Here is a 17,695-nt window from a genome sequence, read left to right on the forward strand (position 1 = left end):
ACCGCTGTCACATGTGGTAGTGACCCACCGTCGTTATCCGGACGTCACCCATTCGAGGGAGATGTGGCCTAGCTTTCAGCCACCGATCCGTCGAGGAGGCGCTGCTGATGAGCAGTCCCGTTCTCTCCATCCGGGGGCTGACGACGGAATTCGTCACCCCCGCCGGAGTGGTCAAGGCCGTCAACGACGTGAGCTGGGACCTCTACCCCGGCGAGACCCTCGGCGTGGTCGGTGAGTCCGGCTCGGGCAAGAGCGTCACGGCCATGTCCATCCTCGGCCTGATCCAGAGCCCGCCCGGACGCATCGTGGCCGGCGAGATCGTCTTCGACGGACGCGACCTGCTCCACATGTCCCCGAAGGAGCTCCGGCGGCTGCGCGGCAGCGAGATCGGGATGATCTTCCAGGACCCGATGACCAGCCTGAACCCGGTGCTCACCGTCGGGCAGCAGATCTCCGAGGCGCTGCGGCTGCACGACTCCACGATGAGCCGCGCGGAGGCGCGGGCCCGTGCGGTCGAGCTGCTGACCATGGTCGGCGTGCCCAACCCCGCGGGACGCTACGACCAGTACCCCCACGAGCACTCCGGCGGGATGCGGCAGCGCGCGATGATCGCGATGGCCATCGCCAACGACCCCAAGGTCCTCATCGCCGACGAGCCGACCACCGCGCTGGACGTCACGATCCAGGCGCAGGTCCTCGACGTCCTGCGGACGGCGCAGGAGCGGACGAACGCCGCCACCATCCTCATCACCCACGACCTGGGGCTGATCGCCGAGCACGCCGACCGGGTGGTCGTCATGTACGGCGGCAAGGTCGTGGAGGTCGCCGACGCCCTGTCGATCTTCTCCGCGCCGCGTCATCCCTACACCCTCGGGCTGATGAGCAGCCTGCCGCGGCTCGACGTGGACCTGCAGCGGCTGGACCCGATCCCCGGCTCGCCGCCGAACCTGATCGACCTGCCGCCGGGGTGCTCCTTCCACCCGCGCTGCCGGGTGTCCAGGGGGCGGGAGCCGTGCCGCACGGAGGTGCCGCCGCTCTACGACGTCGGGGGCGGGCAGTGGTCGGCCTGCCACTACTCCGAGGAGGTCCCCGCCGAGATGGCCGTGGTGTCCCGTGAGATGGGTGCCGCCCTGGGGAGCACCGGCGCATGAGCTCCGCGCACGCCCACGCCGCCGCGGCGCCGCCGCAGGACCTGCACGAGCGCACCGCGCACGGCGAGGAGATCCTGCGGGTCGAGGACCTCAAGACGCACTTCCCGATCCGCGGCGGGGTCACCCGTCGCCAGGTCGGGACCGTCTACGCGGTCGACGGCGTGAGCTTCACGCTGACCGCCGGCGAGACCCTCGGCCTGGTGGGGGAGTCCGGTTGTGGCAAGACCACCACGGGCCGGACCCTCGTCAAGCTGCTGGAGCCGACCGCCGGCAGGGTCGTGTTCAAGGGCAACGACATCAGCGGCTTCACCCGGTCGCAGATGAAGGCGGTCCGCCGGGAGATGCAGTTCGTCTTCCAGGACCCCTACACCTCGCTGAATCCGCGGATGACCGTGCGCGCGATCATCGGTGAGTCGTTGCAGATCCACGGGCTGGCCAGCGGCAGGGAGCTGCGCTCGCGGGTCGATGCCCTGCTGGAGTCGGTGGGGCTGGCCGTCGTGCAGGCCGACCGGTACCCGCACGAGTTCTCGGGCGGTCAGCGTCAGCGGATCGGCATCGCCCGCGCGCTGGCCCTCGACCCGCAGGTCCTGGTCCTGGACGAGCCGGTGTCCGCGCTGGACGTGTCCATCCAGGCGCAGGTGGTCAACCTGCTGCAGGAACTGCAGAAGCGGCTCGGCCTGGCCTTCGTCTTCATCGCCCACGACCTCGCGGTGGTGCGGCACATCTCCGCCCGCGTCGCGGTCATGTATCTGGGGAAGATCGTGGAGATCGGCGACCGGGCGGACATCTACGCCCGCCCCACGCACCCCTATACGCAGGCCCTGCTCTCGGCGGTGCCGATCCCGGACCCCACCAAGCGGGGCAGCCGGGGACGGATCATCCTGACCGGCGACGTGCCCAGCCCGGCCAGCCCTCCCTCGGGCTGCAACTTCCGGACACGCTGCCCCAAGGCCCAGCAGATCTGCGCCGAGGAGGAGCCGGCACTCATCGACCGTTTCGGCCACGGGCACCCCAGTGCCTGCCACTTCGCCGAGGTCGTGCCGGTGATCACCTGAGTGTCCCGGGACCGGCGAGCCGTCCCGTACCCCACCGTCCCTGGTCCGTCCGTCCACCGTGTCACTCCGTCAGAGCGGGAGACCATGAACACCACCACCACAGCGCGCCGCCGCACCTCCAGGAGCAGGTCCCTCGCCGCCGCCGCGGCGCTCGCCCTGCTGGTGGGCGCCTGCAGCGTCGAGGACCCCGAGGCGCCTGCGGGGGACGGGGAGGGCGGCGGAGGCGTCTTCTCCATCGCCGTCGGCATCGACCCGGACACCTTCGACCCGGCCGGGCAGACCACCACCACGGTGCAGAACATGGTCGACTACGTGGTCGAGACGCTGGTGACCGTCGACGACGAGGGCACCGTCGGACCCCGGCTCGCCGAGACGTTCGAGACCTCCGAGGACGGGCTCACCGTCACTCTCGGGCTCGTCGAGGGCGCGCAGTTCCACGACGGGACGCCGTTCGACGCCGAGGCCGTCAAGTTCAACCTCGAGCGGATCATCGACCCGGCGCTCACCGTCCCGCTGGGCTCGCCCTACGAGGTCATCCAGTCGGTGACCGCGGTCGACGAGTCCACCGTGGAGATCACGCTGACCCGCCCCTCGCCGGGCTTCCTCAGCGCCCTCTCCGTGACGACGGCGGCGATGATCTCCCCGGCCTCGGTCGAGACCGGGGGCAACACCAACCTCAACTACCAGAACCCGGTCGGCACCGGGCCCTACACCTTCGACTCCTACACGGCCGGTGAGACCGTGACGGTGCAGAAGTTCGCCGACTACTGGGGCGAGGAGCCCCACTACGACACGGTGAACTTCCGGATCGTCCCGGAGGCCGCCACCCGGGAGAGCCTGCTGCTCGCCGGCCAGGTGGACATGATCATCCTGCCGCCGGTCTCGGACATCGAGGCGCTGCAGAACAACGGCGACGTGGAGGTGCTGCTCGCCCCCAGCGACCGCACCATCTTCATCGCCCTGGACAACAACGACCCCGTGCTGTCCAACCCGCAGGTGCGGCAGGCGCTGAACTACGCCGTCGACAAGGAGACCATCGTCGACAGCGTGCTCTTCGGGGCCGCCGAGGTGATGAACGCGCCCATGGCGCCCAGCCTCTTCGGCTACTGCGAGACCGGGTCCTACGACTACGACCCGGACCGGGCGCGGCAGCTGCTGGCCGAGGCGGGCGCCGAGGGCGCCACCCTGGACCTGCTGACCCCCAGCGGCCGCTACGTGCAGGACGCCCAGGCCGCCGAGGCCATCGCCGGCTACCTGCGGGAGGTCGGGCTGACGGTCAACGTCACCACCAGTGACTTCCCGTCGTTCCTCGCGCGGGTGAACGCACCGCCGTCGCCCGAGACCGTGGACATGCACCTGCTCGGCTGGGCGCCCGCCTACCTGGACGCGGACTTCCAGATGCAGATGTTCCGCCAGGCCACCCACCCGCCGGCGGGCCTGGGGACGGCGTTCTACACCAACCCGGAGGTCGAGGCGATCCTCGCCCAGGCCGACGTGGAGATCGACCAGGACACCCGGGAGCAGCTCTACTGCGACGCCTCGGAGATCATCTGGGAGGACGCGCCCTGGATCTTCCTGTGGACGCAGTCGTTCCCGATCGTCCACTCGACCGACGTCGAGGGCATCGGCTCCACGCCGACGGAGAAGTTCGACGCCATCTACGCGCGGCCGGCCAGCTGACCGGCCAGGCCGCCCCTGCCCCCGGCAGGGGCGGCCCGCCGGACGGCGGCGCACCGCATCCCGACGGGCACGGAGGAGAGGCGAGGGATGAAGGGCACCGCCGCGCACATCGTGCGCACCCTGCTGTTGTCGCTGATCACCCTGTTCGGGGTGTCGGTGCTGATCTTCCTGATGCTCCGGGTGCTGCCCGGCGACCCGGCCCGGGTGCTCGCCGGGCTGAACGCCAGCGAGGAGCAGGTGGCCCGGCTCCGGGAGCAGCTGGGGCTTGACCAGTCGCTGCTGGCCCAGTACTGGTCGTTCATCACGGGGGTGGTGACCGGTGACCTCGGGGAGTCGGCGCGGACCTCGCGACCGGTGTCCAGCGAGATCGCGGTGCGGCTCCCGGCGACGCTGATCCTCGCGGTCACCGCCACGGTGATCGGCTCGGTGGTCGGCATCACCGCAGGCGTGATCGCCGCCGTCCGGCGCAACTCCCTGCTCGACCACGCGATCTCCAGCGTGGCGATGATGGGCGTCTCGATGCCGGTCTACTGGCTGGGCCTGCTGCTCATCCTGCTGTTCGCGGTCACGCTCGGCTGGCTGCCGGCGGCCGGCAGCGGCGAGCCGCTGAGCATCGTGCTGCCCGCGGTGACCCTGGCGGCGTTCTCCACGGCGCTGGTCTCCCGGATGACCCGCGCCAGCATGCTGGAGGTGCTCGGCCAGGACTACATCCGCACGGCGGAGGCCAAGGGCGCCGCCCCGAGGACGGTGATCATCAAGCACGCGCTGCGCAACGCGTTCATCCCGATCCTGACGGTCATCAGCCTGCAGTTCGGGGCGCTGCTGGGCGGGGCGGTGCTCACCGAGACCGTGTTCGGCTGGCCGGGCATCGGGCGGCTGCTCGTCGACTCCATCGGGGCCCGCGACTTCGCCGTCGTCCAGGGGATCGTGCTGGTCTACGCCGCCGTGTTCATCCTGCTCAACGTGATCGTCGACGTCCTCTACGTCGTCGTCGACCCGCGGATCCGGTACTGACGGGGAGGGGACCCGATGAGAGCCTGGCGGCGCTTCCGCCACCACCCGCCGGCCATGATCGGCCTGGGGATCATCGTGACGTTCGTCGGGCTGGCGATCCTGGCCCCGGTCATCTCGCCCTACGACCCGAACGCCCAGGACCTCGCCTCGTCCATCCAGGGGCCCTCCGCGGACCACTGGCTGGGCACCGACCAGCTGGGCCGGGACATCGCCACCCGGCTGATGTACGGCGCCCGGATCTCGCTGCTGATCGGCGTGCTCGCCGTGCTCATCGGCCTGGTCGTCGGCGTGCCGCTCGGGATGGTCGCCGGGTACTACGGCGGTTGGGCCGACCTGGCCATCTCCCGGTTCGCGGACATGATGTTCGCCTTCACCAGCATCCTGCTGGCCCTCACGCTGGTCGCCGTCCTGGGCGTCAGCCTGCAGAACGTGATCATCGCGGTCGGGATCAGCGTGATCCCGGTGATCATCCGGCTGGTGCGCTCGTCGGTGCTGAGCCTGCGCGAGGAGCCCTACGTCGAGGCGGCGCGGGCGCTGGGCGCGAGCGACTTCCGGATCATCACCCGGCACGTCTTCCGCAACTCCCTGACCCCGGTGCTGGTGCACGGCACGCTGAGCATCGGGGTGAGCATCCTGCTCGCTGCCGGGCTCGGCTTCCTGGGCCTCGGCGTGCAGTCACCCACTGCCGAGTGGGGCACGATGCTGGGCGAGGGGCGGCAGTTCATCTTCAGCGCCCCCCACCTGACCACCTTCCCCGGGATCGCGATCTTCCTCGCCATCCTCGCCTTCAACCTGCTCGGCGATGGGCTGCGGGACGCCCTCGACCCGCGGATGCGGACCGTCGACCGGCCCGCCGCGTGATCGGCGGCTCCCGCACGAGCGCGACCGCGCTGGTCGGCATCGACGACGTCCGGCGGGCCGCCGACCGGCTGGCCGGCCGGGTGCACCGCACCCCGGTGCTGCGGTCGACCACGCTCGGCGGGCTCTGGGACGTGCGGCTGGACCTCAAGGCCGAGGTGTTCCAGCGGACCGGCAGCTTCAAGTCCCGCGGGGCCCTCAACACGGTGCTGTCCCTGCCGGTCGAGGAACGAGCCCGCGGGGTGATCACCCTGTCGGCCGGGAACGCCGGTGCGGCCGTCGCGTACGCGGCGGCCAGCGTCGGCGTGCCGGGGACGGTGGTCATGCCGGCGACGGCGGTGCCGGCCAAGATCGCCGCCTGCCGGGCGTACGGCGCCGACGTGGTGCTCACCGACGGTGATCTGGTCGACACCTACCTGGCCACCGTGGCGGAGACCGGTCGCGTCCCGGTGCACCCCTTCGACGACCCCGCCGTGGTGGCCGGCACCGGCACCGTCGGGCTGGAGATCGCCGAGGACGTGCCGGACGTCGAGGTGGTGCTGGTGCCGGTCGGCGGCGGCGGGCTGATCTCGGGCGTGGCCGCCGCGCTTGCGGACCTCGCCCCCGGCGTGCGGGTGATCGGGATCGAACCCGAGACCGCCGACGTGGTGTCCCGCAGCCTGGACGCCGGCACACCGGTGCGGCTGCCGGGTGCCCGCAGCGTCGCCGACGGGCTGGCGGCGCCGATGAGCTCGCAGCTGACCCTGGACCACGTCCGGGCCTTCGTCGAACGCGTGGTGCGGGTCAGCGACGAGGACGTGCTGCGGGCGCTGGCCCTCGCGGTGCCGCGGACCAAGCTGCTGCTCGAACCGTCCGCTGCCGCACCGCTGGCCGCCCTGATGACCGGCGTCCTGGACCTGCCGCCCGGCACCCGCGTGGTCTCCGTGGCCAGCGGCGGCAACGTCGACCTGGCCCTGTTCGGCCGGCTCCCCCCCACCCCCCGAGAGGTCCGATGACTCCCGCCAGCTTCCTGCTCCGCGACGTGACGGTCCTCGACGGCACGGGCGCCGACCCCGTCCCCGGACAGGCGGTGGTCGTGGAGGGCCGCCGCATCGCCTGGATCGGGCCGGCCGACCAGGCGCCCAGCACCGCCCCGGAGTCGGTCGTCGACGGGGGCGGGCGCACCGTCCTGCCCGGTCTGGTCAACTGCCACGTGCACCTGACGGCCGACGGTGCCCCCGACCTGTTCGCCCAGGTCGCCGGGGACACGGTGCCGGTGGCCACCCTGCGGGCCGCCCGGAGCGCGTGGACCACCCTGCAGTCGGGCGTGACGACGGTGCGCGACTGCGGCGCCGCCGACGACATCGTCGTCGAGCTGGCGAAGGAGATCGCCCGGGGGGCGGTCCCCGGCCCGCGGGTGCAGGCCGCCGGCCGGGTGATCACGATGACCGGCGGGCACGGGCACTTCATCGGCCGCGAGGCCGACGGCCCGGACGAGGTCCGCAAGGCCACGCGGGCCGAGATCAAGGCCGGGGCGGCGGTGATCAAGGTGATGGCCACGGGCGGCGTGCTGACCCCCGGCGTGACGCCGACGCAGACCGCCCTGCTGCCGGAGGAGCTGGCCGTGGTGGCGCAGGAGGCGCACAACTCCGGTCGGCGGGTGACGACGCACGCCATCGGCCGGGCCGGCATCCACAACGCCCTGCTCGCCGGGATCGACTCGGTCGAGCACGGCTTCTACTTCGACGACGAGCTGCTCGAGCTGGCGATCGACCAGGGCGCCTTCCTCGTGCCCACCATGCTCGCCGTCGACGGGATCGTCCGGAACGGGCGCGCGCAGGGGATCCCCGGCTGGGTGGTGGAGAAGGCCGAGTCCGAGGCGGCGCAGCAGCGGGAGAGCTTCGCCGCGGCGGTCACCTCCGGCATGCGGATCGCCGCGGGCACCGACGCCGGGACGCCGTTCAACGCCCACGGCGACCTGGCCCGCGAGCTCGCGCTGATGGTGCAGCACGGGCTGACCCCGATGCAGGCGCTGGTGTCCGCGACGTCCGGCGCCGCGGCGAACCTGGGCATGGACGGCGAGATCGGCACGCTCGAGGTGGGCAAGCTCGCCGACCTCGTGCTGGTCGACGGCGACCCGCTGGCCGACGTCACCGCCACCGGACGGGTGGTGCTCGTCGTGAAGGACGGCGTGGTGCACCACGACGAGCTGGCCGGGACCGGGGCGGCGGTGCCCGTTCCGGCCTGAGCCCTGCGGGGGAGGGCTCCCCGCGGGCGGTCAGTAGGCCAGCCGGTGCAGGGCGCTGGCCAGCACTGAGGCGCCACGGGCACAGTCGAGCAGCGAGGTGAACTCGGCCGGGGTGTGCGAGCGCCCCTCGACGCTGGGCACGAACACCATCGCCGTCGGCACGCGGGAGGCCATCAGCTGGCTGTCGTGCCCGGCGCCGCTGGGCATCCGCCGCCAGCTCGCGCCGCACCGCTCGGCGGCGTCCCGGCAGACGTCGAGCAGGCCCGCGTCCATCGTCGCCGGCTCCTCGTCCTTGTCGCGGACGACGTCCACCACCACCCCGTGCCGCTCGGCCACGGTCGCGCAGATCCGGTGCACCCCGTCGAGCAGCCGGTCCCGTACGGCGAGGTCGGGGTGCCGGAGGTCCAGCGAGAACCGTGCCAGTCCGGGCACGACGCTGGGCTGGCCGGGCTCGACGGTCCAGCGGCCGGCGGTGACCACCGCGGGCCGGCCCTCCTGCTCGACCAGCGCGGTGATCTCCCGGGTCATCTGCGCGGCCGCCTGCAGCGCGTCCCTCCGCAGGTCCATCGGGGTGGCGCCGGCGTGGTCCTGCCGGCCGTGGACGGTGATCGTCTCCCAGGCGATGGCCGGGATGACCTCCACGAGGCCGATGTCGACGGCCTCGTCGGCCAGCACCCGGCCCTGCTCGACGTGGAGCTCGAGGAAGGCCCTCAGGTCGTGCCGCTCGGCGTCGGCCACGAGGCCGGGGTCGAGGCCGGCGCGGCGCATCGCCTCGGCCATCGTGACCCCGTCCCGGTCCCGGAGCCGCTCGGGCTCGTCCGGGGCGACCAGTCCGAGCAGCGCCCGGGTGCCGAAGAAGTTGGCCGGGAAGCGGCTGCTCTCCTCCTCGCAGAGGGCGACGACCTCCAGGGTCGTGGTCGGGGTGCCGTGCGAGCGCAGCGCCGCCAGCGCGGCCAGGCCCCCCACGACGCCGAGGGCACCGTCGTACTTCCCGCCCGAGGGCACCGTGTCGACGTGCGATCCGGTCAGGACCACGCCGTCCCCGGAGCCCGGCAGCCGTCCGAAGACGTTGCCCACCGCGTCGACCCGGCCGTCGAGTCCGGCCTCGTCGATCCAGGTCAGGAGGGTGTCCCGGGCGCGCTGCCAGGCGTCGTCGTACTGGAACCGGTACATGCCCTCCGGGGTCTCCCCGATGGCGCCGAGCTCCTGGATGTAGGTGCCGAGCAGGTCCTGGTCGACGGGAACGGCGTCGGTGCTCATGCGTGCTCCGCGCGGGTCGGGCCGATCGGCAGGGTGCCGGTCGTCGGCGGCGGGGGGCACCGGTCAGACCCCCGTCGCGGGCAGCACCGACCACGAGGCCGGATCCAGGTTGGCGCCGCAGACGAGCACCCCGACGCGCTCACCCGGCGCGCCGACGTAGGCACCGCAGAGCAGTGCCGCGACGGCGGTGGCACCGCCCGGTTCGGCGAGCACCCGCAGCTCCTCCCAGAGGACCTCCTGGGCCCGACGGATGGCGGCGTCGGGCACCAGCAGGGACTCGTCGACGTACCGGCCGGTCACCTCGGCGGCGATGGTGCCCAGGCGGCGGGCACCGAGCGCGTCCGCGGCGATCCCGCCGACCTCGACGTCGACCGGGCTCCCGGCAGCCCGTGCCGCGTGCAGCGTCGGGGCGCGTTCGGGCTCCACCGCGACGACCCGGACGCTGTCGGTGTACCAGCTGGCGCACCCGGCGATCAGCCCGCCGCCGCCGACGGCGACCAGGACGGTGTCGAGGTCCGGTGCCTGCCGGCTGAGCTCGTAGGCGACCGTCCCCTGGCCCACGACGACCTCCCGCTGGTCGTAGGCGTGCACCCGGACGGCGCCGGTGCGGGCCTCCTCGTCCAGGCTCCGCTGGTAGGCCTCGGCGTAGTCGTTGCCCACCGGCGTGACCTCGGCGCCGTAGCGCCGGATCCGCGCCAGCTTCGCCTCGGGCGCGTTGGCCGGCACGAAGACCCGTGCCCGGTGCCCGAGCCGCGCGGCGGCGTAGGCCACCGCCGCCCCGTGGTTGCCGCCGGACGCCGCGATGACCCCGGCCTCCGGGACCGGCGCGGACAGCAGCGTGTTGAAGGCGCCCCGGGCCTTGAAGGACCCGGAGTGCTGGAGGCCCTCGAGCTTGAGGACGACGTCGTGCGGCAGGCCGGCCCGGTCGGCACCCAGGAGGACGGTGGGGGTGCGCCGCACGTACGGCGCGATCCGCAGCGCCGCCCGCCGGACCTCGGACCGCGCGATGGTCATGCGACCTCCTCCCGGTGGGTGCTCCCGGCGGCGCCGCCGCCCGAGCGGTATCCGGCACCGTACCGGCCTCCGCCGGACGGCACCGACCGTCGCCGGCGGCCTCCCCCTCCGGCCCGTCAGGGGCCAGGATCGGCTCATGAGCGTCGGCGAGCGGTGGCCGATCCGTACCCGGCCGCCCCGAGACGCCGACCACCCGGAGGTCCCGTGCTGCTCGAGAAGATGACGTCCGGGGAGATCCGGGCCGCGCTCGCCGGGGGACGGCACGACGTCGTCGTTCCGTGCGGAGCGGTGGAGCAGCACGGCCGCCACCTGCCCCTCGACGTGGACGCCGTGCACGCCGACCGGCTGGCCCAGGAGGTCGCCGAGCGGCTCGGGACCGCGCTGGTCGCCCCGACAATCCGGGTCGGCGTGTCGCCGCACCACATGGCCTTCCCCGGGACGATCAGCCTGCGGCCGGAGACGTTCGAGGCGGTCTACTCCGACTACTGCCGGAGCCTGGCCGCGCACGGGTTCCGCGCCATCCTGTGCTTCTCCGCGCACGGCGGGAACTACGCGCCGCTGGCGGAGATGGAGCAGCGGCTGGACGACCTGGTGGGGCCGGACTGCCGGGTGCTGGTCTTCTCCGACCTGCTGGGCCTCGTCCGGGTGTGGCGGTCGTGCGTCGAGGACGGGGGAGGGCGTCCCGAGGACGTCGGCGGACACGCGGACGTGGCCGAGTCCTCCGTGTACGCCCACCTCCGGCCCGGCGACGTGCGGACGGACCAGCTGGCCCGCGGGTACACCGGACCGGTGGACGACGCCGTGCTGGAGCGCCTGTTCACCGGCGGGATCGAGGCGCTCTCCGACACCGGGGTCATGGGCGATCCGCACGGGTTCTCGGAGGCCATCGGTGCGCTGTGCGTGCAGCGGGTCGCCGACATGATCGCCGGCCACTTCCGCGAGCGGATGGCGCCCACGGGCAGCTGACCCGGACCGCTCCGCGACGGACACGGCCGAACGGCCAGGCGTGGTCGGCGGGCAGCAGCCCCGGGGCGCCGCCGTCCCTCGGGGAACGGCGGCGCCACGGTGCTCAGAAGGGCGGCTCCTCGCCGGTGCCGCCGGCCGGCGCGCCCCAGGGATCGGACGAGCCGCCTCCGCCGGTGCGGGCGAGCGCCTCCTCGGCGCCGGCCCGGCCGCCGGGGGCCCCGCCGCCGTCCCCGGAGCGCGAGACCCGGGTGACCGTCGCCGTCGCGTAGCGGAGCGACGGGCCGATCTCGTCGACCTCGAGCTCGATCACGGTGCGGTTCTCGCCCTCCTTCGTCTCGAAGGAGCGCTGCTTGAGGCGGCCCTGGGCCATCACCCGCGAGCCGCGGGTCAGCGACTCGGCGACGTGCTCCGCCGCCTGCCGCCACACGCTGCAGCGGAGGAACAGCGGCTCGCCGTCCTTCCACTCCTGCGTCTGGCGGTCGAGGGTGCGCGGGGTCGAGGCGATGGTGAAGTTGGCGACCGCCGCGCCCGAGGGTGTCCAGCGCAGCTCGGGGTCGCTGGTCAGGTTGCCGATGATGGTGATGACTGTGTCGCCGGCCATGATCCGGTCCTCCGTGTCGTGTCGGTGCATCGCTCAGGTGAGCGTCTGGAGGCTAGGGCGACCCACCGACAGTTCCGTGCCTTCGCTGCCGGCCCACCGCCGCAGGACCGCGGACTGTCACCGGTGCGTGGAACGCTCGGTCGTCGGACGACGCACGAGCGAGGGGGAGCGCAGGTGGGGGAGGCGCGGGCCGGGGCGGTGCTGGAGGCGACGCTGGAGCGGATCACCTTCGCCAACGCCCAGACCGGGTACACCGTGGCCCGCGTCGACACCGGGCGCGGCGGTGACCTGGTCACCGTGGTGGGCTCGCTGCTTGGCGCGCAGCCGGGGGAGACCCTGCGGCTGCGCGGGCGCTGGGGAGCGCACCCCCAGTACGGCCGGCAGTTCCTGGTCGACGACTACACGACGGTGCTGCCGGCCACCGTGCAGGGCATCCGCCGCTACCTGGGCTCCGGGCTGGTCAAGGGCATCGGCCCGCGGCTGGCCGAGCGGATCGTCGACCACTTCGGCGTCGACGCGCTGCGGGTCATCGAGGAGGAGCCGGCGCGGCTGGCCGAGGTGCCGAACCTGGGCCCGAAGCGGACCCGGCTGATCACCGCGGCGTGGGAGGAGCAGCGCGCCATCAAGGAGGTCATGGTCTTCCTGCAGGGCGTGGGTGTGTCCACCTCGCTGGCCGTGCGCATCTACAAGCAGTACGGCGGCGCCTCGATCGGCGTCGTCCGCACCGAGCCCTACCGCCTGGCCGCCGAGGTGTGGGGGATCGGGTTCCGCACCGCCGACACGATCGCGGCCGCCGTCGGGATCCCGCACGACAGCACCCAGCGGGTCGAGGCGGGGGTCCAGTTCGTGCTCTCCGAGGCGACCGGGCAGGGGCACTGCTTCCTGCCCGAGGCCGAGCTGGTCGCCCGGGCGGTCGAGATCCTGCAGGTCCCCTCCGTCCTGGTCGGTCACTGCCTGGCCCTGCTGGTGGCCGACCAGGGGGTGATCCGGGAGGAGTTCCCCGGAGCGGCCGGGCAGCCCCCGACGGTCGCGTACTACCTCGTCCCCTTCCACCGCGCGGAGGTCTCCCTGGCCGCGGGGCTGCGGCGGCTCGCGACGGCCGACGTCGACCGGATGCCGGCCTTCGCCGCCGTCGACTGGGACGCCGCGCTGGCCTGGCTGCACCGGCGCACCGGCGTGGACCTCGCGTCCGGCCAGCAGGAGGCCGTGCGTCTGGCGCTGACCGAGCGGGTCGCCGTGCTTACCGGTGGCCCCGGCTGCGGCAAGAGCTTCACGGTCCGCTCGATCGTCACCCTCGCGGCCGCGAAGGGCGCGCGGATCGTGCTGGCGGCGCCGACCGGGCGGGCCGCGAGGCGGCTGACCGAGCTGACCGGCGTGGAGGCGGTCACGGTGCACCGGCTCCTGGAGCTGCGCCCGGGAGGGGCCGCCGGCTTCGACCGGGACCGGCCGCTGCCGGCCGACCTGGTCGTCGTCGACGAGTCCTCGATGCTGGACCTGCTGCTGGCCAACAAGCTGGTGCGGGCCGTCGCGCCCGGCGCGCACCTGCTCCTGGTCGGCGACGTCGACCAGCTGCCCTCCGTCGGTGCCGGCGAGGTGCTGCGCGACCTGCTGGCCGCGGGCACCCCGGTGCCGCACGTGCGCCTGACGCAGGTCTTCCGGCAGGCCGGCCGGTCGGGGGTGGTGACCAACGCCCACCGCATCAACGCCGGGCAGGTGCCCGAGGTCCGCGGTCTCGACGACTTCTTCCTCTTCGCCACCGACGACGCCGAGGAGGCCGCCCGGCTCACCGCCGACGTCGTGGTGCGCCGGATCCCGGCCCGGTTCGGCCTCGACCCGCGCCGCGACGTCCAGGTGCTGACCCCGGTGCACCGCGGGCCGGCCGGCGCCGCCGCGCTCAACGAGCTGTTGCAGGAGGCGCTGACGCCGGCCCGGCCCGACCGCCCCGAGAAGCGGTTCGGCGGGCGGGTGTTCCGGGTCGGGGACAAGGTCAGCCAGATCCGCAACGACTACGACAAGGGGCGGAACGGGGTCTTCAACGGGACCCAGGGCGTCGTCACCGCGGTCGACGCCGTCGAGCAGACCGTCACCGTCCACACCGACGAGGACGAGTCGATCCGCTACGACTTCGGCGAGCTCGACGAGCTGGTGCACGCCTACGCCGTCACCGTCCACCGGTCCCAGGGCAGCGAGTACCCCTGCGTCGTCGTCCCGCTGACCACCAGCGCCTGGACGATGCTGCAGCGCAACCTGCTCTACACCGCGGTCACCCGCGCCAAGCAGCTGGTCGTGCTCGTCGGGTCACCGCGGGCCCTCGCCCAGGCGGTGCGGGCCGCCGGCTCCGGACGGCGGCACACCGCCCTCGCGCACCGGCTCCGCGGCGCGGCGCCCGGGGCCGACGCCGCCGCGGCCTGACCGGACGGCCGGGGCCGGTGGCGTTCGCCGGCGGCGAACGCCGCCCGTGACGGGAGGTGGGTGTCAAGCCGACACGCCGGTTTCTGTCGGTACCCGTCCCTAGTGTCCGGGGTGACATCTTCCCCGTGTCACCAAGGAGCTCCCATGACCGTCCCCGGTCTCAAGACCCGCAAGCCCACCGGCCGCGTCCCGTGGCCGTGCATCCTCCTCGAGGGAGAGGAGAAGGCGGGCAAGAGCTGGGCCCTCGCCCAGTTCAGCAGCAGCGACAGGATCGGCGCGCTCTACTGGATCGACCTCAACGAGGGCGCCGGCGACGAGTACGGCGCGATCCCCGGCGCGAGGTACCAGCTGATCGAGCACGACGGTTCCTACGCCGCGGTGCTCGCCGCGGTGCAGGCGGTCAAGGCCGAGGCGCGCCGCGCCGCCGACGCCGGTCAGCCGCCGGTGGTGCTGGCGATCGACACCGGCTCGGCAATCTGGGACGGCCTGAAGGACTGGGCCAGCGACCGCGCCGCCAAGTCGGCCCGCAACCGCGAGCTGCTCAAGCGCGACCCCAACGCCGAGGTCACCATCAGCCAGAACCTGTGGAACGACGCGGGCTCGCGCTGGCGCAAGCTGCAGACCGAGCTGCTCACCTTCCCCGGCATCGTGGTGGTCACCGCCCGCGGCAAGGAGGTCACCGAGGTCGACGCCAACGGCCGTCCGATCGAGGGGCAGAAAACCTGGTCGGTGCAGACCCACCGGGAGTTCCCGTACGCGGCCTCGGTGTGGATGCGCCTGCGCCGCGGGCGCCGGCCGCTGATCGTCGGCGCGCGCAGCGTGCACGTCGGCATCAAGCCCAACAGCGACCCGGCGCGGGAGGTCACCGACTCGGCGGCCACCGGCCGGCTGCTGGAGTGGCTGGTCTTCGACGCGCTCAAGTGCGACCCGGGCACCGCGCACGTGCGTGACCTCGTGTCCTTCCACGGCGGCGGGCTGCTCGAGCACGAGCGCACCGAGGAGGCCCGGGCCCCCCGGCAGGCCACCCAGCAGGAGGACTGGCCGGCCGCCCGGCAGGTGAGCCAGCAGGCGGCCCAGCCGCCCGCTCGGCAGGTCACGCAGCAGGCGACGACGCCGGCCGCGCCACCGACCGGCCGCGCGGGTGTCCGGCCGGGCGCATCGCAGGAGCCCGACGTCGCCGACCTGGTCGACCGGATCGGCGACGCCCGCGGCGACGACGAGCTGCGCGAGGTGTGGACCGAGGGCAACCGCGCCGGGCTCCTGCAGGCCGAGGTGGCGACCCCCAGCGGCTCGTACACGATCGCGGAGCTGATCCGCGCCCGGCACGAGCAGCTCCTCGAGGCGTCGATGAAGGCCCACCCGGCCGGACGGCGCCGCGTCGCGACCGGCGACCCGTCCGCTCCGCAGACGCCGCCCGCGGTGGTGCAGGCCGCCCAGGCCGCGTCCGCGGCCGCGCAGGCGGCCATGGCCGCGCCCCGTCCGGAGGACGGTCGCGAGGTCGCGCCGGCGAACCCGCTGCTGGAGTCCTCGCCGACCCCGGACGACCCGAAGGACCGGCGCAGCACCGCCGCGCGACGCGGCGTGCTCGCCAGCCTCGAGGCGCTGGGCGTGACCGGGGAGCAGATCGGCGCCCGCTTCGGCCGGCCCGTCGAGCACGTGGCGACCAAGCGGCTGACCGCGCTGGTGCGCGAGGTCATCGCCGCGCAGCGCACCGGCACCGACGGCCGCTCCGACGTCGCCTGAGCCCCGCTGCCGGAGCGGGGCCGGTCCCCCGCTCCGGCGCCCCGATGGAGGGAGACGCGATGACCGCCGTCCTGCCTGCCCGTCCCAGCGCCGCCGAGCGGCGCGCCGCCCCCAGCCTGGCCGCGGCCGTCCGTGACCTCGACCGCCGCCGGTCCCGCTCCCGCCAGCGGATGATCGGCGCCTCCGAGCTCGGCGAGTGCCGCCTCCGGGCGGCCTACCGGGTCGCCCGGCGCCGGCCGACGAACACCCGTACGGGGCTGCAGGCCTTCCTGGGCACCGAGCTGCACCGCGGGGTGCTGCGCGCGCTGCGGCGCCAGTACGGCGGGCTGACCGAGGTCGCGCTGAGGGGCGAGCAGGTCAAGGGCCGCTGCGACTGGTGGCACGCCCCGGTCGTGGAGGACCTCAAGACGACGTCGCGGTTCGGCTTCGAGCGCGTCCTCACCCGCGGGGTCCCGGTGCGGCACTGGTTCCAGGTGGCGGTCTACGCCTGGCTGCTCCGGACCGGGCAGACCGCCGACCGCCGGCTGCCGGCGGGCTCCGCGCAGGACGTCGACGGACTGCGCATCCGCTACCTGTCCCGCGACTCGGGCGAGGACGTGGTGTTCGAGGCCGGCCACGACCCGGCGCTGACCGCCGAGGCGCTCATGTGGCTCACCGACGTCTACGCCACCGTGGAGGAGGAGGGGGACGAGGCCGTCCCGCGCGACGGGTTCGGCCCCGGCGTGGACACCATGTGCGACTGGTGCCCCTTCCTCGACCTGTGCTGGGGCCTGCCCGTCGACCCGGAGACGGAGGGCGACGTGTCCCGCCAGTCCCGCCTGACGGTCACCGACGAGGACTACGTCGCCGCCGTCCGCGACTACGACGCCGCTCGGGCGGCCGAGAACGAGGCGCGGCGGTCCAAGGAGTACGCCCGGGAACGGCTCCGGGGCCGGTCCGGGCCGGCCGGCGAGCTGCACTGCGAGTGGTCCGGGGGCGGCCTGCGCACGCAGGTGGACAAGGACGCCGCCGTCGAGCGGCTGGCCGAGCTCGGTGAGGTCGTGCCCACCCGGACCGGTCGCAGCCCGCAGACGATCCGGGTGACGCGCAACGGCGTCCGGCCCGACTGACCGGCCGGTGCCCGTCCGTCGTCGACGGGTCGACAACCGTCCCCCCCGGGTGCACCATCGAACACAGGTTCGAAGGCCCGGGCACTCGCCGCCCGGTCAGCCCGATTCCTGGGGAGGCCCGGAATGACCACCGTCTCGACGTCCCACCTGCCCGCCGGTGAACCGGTCCTGACCACCGACGTCGTCGGCTCGGACTTCGGTCTGCCCCTGGTCCGGCCGACCCGGCGGAGGCAGGGGAGCCGGGTCCGCGTCGTGCGCTCGCGCTGCCGGGCCCACGGCGGGGTCGTCGTGTGGTTCACCGACGGCACCAAGACACCTCCCCTCCACGGGCGCACGGCCTGGGTCGTCGCCGAGCCCGGGCCGGACGCGCAGACCCCGGCGGGCGAGGTCGCCTGAGGCGGCTGACCTCGCCCCGGTCCTGGGACCCTCGAGCACGAGACGCACGCCGTGTACGGCGGCCGGACCTCGGTGCACGAGGATCCCGAGCCGACCGCTGCCGATCCCGGCTGGTCGACGGGCGTTCACTGCGTCGGCACCGGGCGGCTGATCCGTCGAGTCGACCATCTGACCTCCTCCGGCCGCTGAGAGGACGCTGGTCCCCGGAG

The 17,695-nt window shown here is 73.8% G+C and carries 15 protein-coding genes; 12 read left to right on the forward strand and 3 right to left on the reverse strand.

Annotated elements, in window-relative coordinates:
- Nucleotides 1–107 precede the first annotated feature (107 nt).
- The 7 genes from BM165_RS01860 (at nt 108) to BM165_RS01890 (ending at nt 7,985) form a co-directional block, all read left to right on the forward strand.
- On the forward strand, nt 108–1,151 hold the full coding sequence (locus BM165_RS01860) for an ABC transporter ATP-binding protein (RefSeq protein ID WP_075011799.1): 1,044 nt from the start codon (nt 108–110) through the stop codon (nt 1,149–1,151).
- Nucleotides 1,148–2,206 carry an ABC transporter ATP-binding protein gene (locus BM165_RS01865; protein ID WP_083426941.1) on the forward strand — a complete coding sequence of 353 codons (1,059 nt, stop codon included), beginning with the start codon at nt 1,148–1,150 and terminating at the stop codon, nt 2,204–2,206. Before BM165_RS01860 ends, BM165_RS01865 begins: the two co-directional genes overlap by 4 nt.
- A gap of 84 nt (nt 2,207–2,290) precedes the next feature.
- The gene (locus BM165_RS01870; protein WP_075011800.1) at nt 2,291–3,886 is read left to right on the forward strand and encodes an ABC transporter substrate-binding protein; all 1,596 of its coding nucleotides are present in this window, start codon (nt 2,291–2,293) and stop codon (nt 3,884–3,886) included.
- 87 nt (nt 3,887–3,973) lie between these two features.
- Entirely contained in the window at nt 3,974–4,900 is a 927-nt protein-coding gene (locus BM165_RS01875) for an ABC transporter permease (RefSeq protein WP_075011801.1), read from the forward strand.
- Nucleotides 4,901–4,915: 15 nt separating this feature from the next.
- Nucleotides 4,916–5,761: an ABC transporter permease gene (locus BM165_RS01880; protein ID WP_075011802.1), complete on the forward strand. Its 846-nt coding sequence runs from the start codon at nt 4,916–4,918 to the stop codon at nt 5,759–5,761.
- Nucleotides 5,758–6,753: a pyridoxal-phosphate dependent enzyme gene (locus BM165_RS01885; protein ID WP_208976601.1), complete on the forward strand. Its 996-nt coding sequence runs from the start codon at nt 5,758–5,760 to the stop codon at nt 6,751–6,753. Before BM165_RS01880 ends, BM165_RS01885 begins: the two co-directional genes overlap by 4 nt.
- The gene (locus BM165_RS01890) at nt 6,750–7,985 is read left to right on the forward strand and encodes a metal-dependent hydrolase family protein (protein WP_075011803.1); all 1,236 of its coding nucleotides are present in this window, start codon (nt 6,750–6,752) and stop codon (nt 7,983–7,985) included. The genes BM165_RS01885 and BM165_RS01890 overlap by 4 nt, the downstream gene beginning before the upstream one ends.
- Nucleotides 7,986–8,015: 30 nt before the next feature.
- Here BM165_RS01890 and BM165_RS01895 read toward each other — a convergent pair whose 3' ends face one another.
- Both BM165_RS01895 and BM165_RS01900 read right to left on the reverse strand, forming a co-directional pair.
- Entirely contained in the window at nt 8,016–9,245 is a 1,230-nt protein-coding gene (locus tag BM165_RS01895; RefSeq protein ID WP_075011804.1) for a M20 family metallo-hydrolase, read from the reverse strand.
- Between the two features lie 63 nt (nt 9,246–9,308).
- On the reverse strand, nt 9,309–10,259 hold the full coding sequence (locus BM165_RS01900) for a threonine/serine dehydratase (protein ID WP_075011805.1): 951 nt from the start codon (nt 10,257–10,259) through the stop codon (nt 9,309–9,311).
- A gap of 204 nt (nt 10,260–10,463) precedes the next feature.
- Between BM165_RS01900 and BM165_RS01905 the strand changes: the two genes are divergently transcribed.
- Nucleotides 10,464–11,225: a creatininase family protein gene (locus BM165_RS01905; protein WP_208976602.1), complete on the forward strand. Its 762-nt coding sequence runs from the start codon at nt 10,464–10,466 to the stop codon at nt 11,223–11,225.
- 103 nt (nt 11,226–11,328) lie between these two features.
- On the opposite strand, the gene BM165_RS01910 is transcribed toward BM165_RS01905, so the two are convergent.
- On the reverse strand, nt 11,329–11,826 hold the full coding sequence (locus BM165_RS01910; RefSeq protein ID WP_075011806.1) for a single-stranded DNA-binding protein: 498 nt from the start codon (nt 11,824–11,826) through the stop codon (nt 11,329–11,331).
- Nucleotides 11,827–12,000: 174 nt separating this feature from the next.
- On the opposite strand from BM165_RS01910, the gene recD2 reads away from it, so the two are divergent.
- The 4 genes from recD2 (at nt 12,001) to BM165_RS01930 (ending at nt 17,486) form a co-directional block, all read left to right on the forward strand.
- Nucleotides 12,001–14,238: an SF1B family DNA helicase RecD2 gene (recD2, locus tag BM165_RS01915; protein ID WP_083426942.1), complete on the forward strand. Its 2,238-nt coding sequence runs from the start codon at nt 12,001–12,003 to the stop codon at nt 14,236–14,238.
- Nucleotides 14,239–14,382: 144 nt separating this feature from the next.
- Nucleotides 14,383–15,981, forward strand: a complete 1,599-nt coding sequence (locus BM165_RS01920; RefSeq protein WP_075011808.1) for a DEAD/DEAH box helicase family protein — start codon at nt 14,383–14,385, stop codon at nt 15,979–15,981.
- A gap of 59 nt (nt 15,982–16,040) precedes the next feature.
- Nucleotides 16,041–17,090 (forward strand): PD-(D/E)XK nuclease family protein, encoded by a 1,050-nt coding sequence (locus BM165_RS01925; RefSeq protein WP_075011809.1) that lies wholly within the window; start codon nt 16,041–16,043, stop codon nt 17,088–17,090.
- A gap of 123 nt (nt 17,091–17,213) precedes the next feature.
- Nucleotides 17,214–17,486: a hypothetical protein gene (locus BM165_RS01930; RefSeq protein ID WP_075011810.1), complete on the forward strand. Its 273-nt coding sequence runs from the start codon at nt 17,214–17,216 to the stop codon at nt 17,484–17,486.
- The last annotated feature ends 209 nt before the right edge of the window (nt 17,487–17,695 follow it).

The sequence above is a fragment of the Geodermatophilus obscurus genome, from assembly GCF_900115395.1.
GTDB lineage: Bacteria > Actinomycetota > Actinomycetes > Mycobacteriales > Geodermatophilaceae > Geodermatophilus > Geodermatophilus obscurus_B.